The following is a 386-nucleotide window of genomic DNA, read 5'->3' as shown; positions in this document are numbered from 1 at the left end:
AGGAAACCAATGTTCATGATTAATAATTCGGGAAATTCCTACGAAGATAGAAAGAGTAAAAGCTAGTATACCTATAAATAGATGTAACCGCCCATATTCTTTAAACAAAAGTGTGGCACCAATAAATGCTGTACAGGTATGTCCGGATGGAAATGATAAGCTAGAATAAATACCTTTTCCAGGTGGTCTAGCCATATCCGTAATTTCTTTTAAACTATGGGTTATGATGAGTCCTAATGCAGCAGAAAGGACAAAGAACAAGGCCAGATTTCGAATTTCACTTAGGGACTGAAATCCCAATAGCTTAAGGGAAAATAAAATAATAAAGGGTGCATATTGAACATAATCCTCTATTCTATAAAAATTGAAAGGAAACCAATGTTTAT

Annotated in this window: 1 protein-coding gene; it reads right to left on the bottom strand. The window is 34.2% G+C overall.

Annotation, left to right across the window (positions count from 1 at the left end; genetic code table 11):
- On the bottom strand, positions 1–386 hold a 386-nt coding region (locus E1171_RS00150; protein ID WP_155202977.1), incomplete at both ends, for a phosphatase PAP2 family protein.

This window comes from Xanthovirga aplysinae (assembly GCF_009711365.1).
Taxonomy (GTDB): Bacteria; Bacteroidota; Bacteroidia; order Cytophagales; family Cyclobacteriaceae; genus Xanthovirga; species Xanthovirga aplysinae.
Note: the sequence above shows the minus strand (reverse complement) of the source record. Positions and strands in the feature narration are given on the sequence as shown.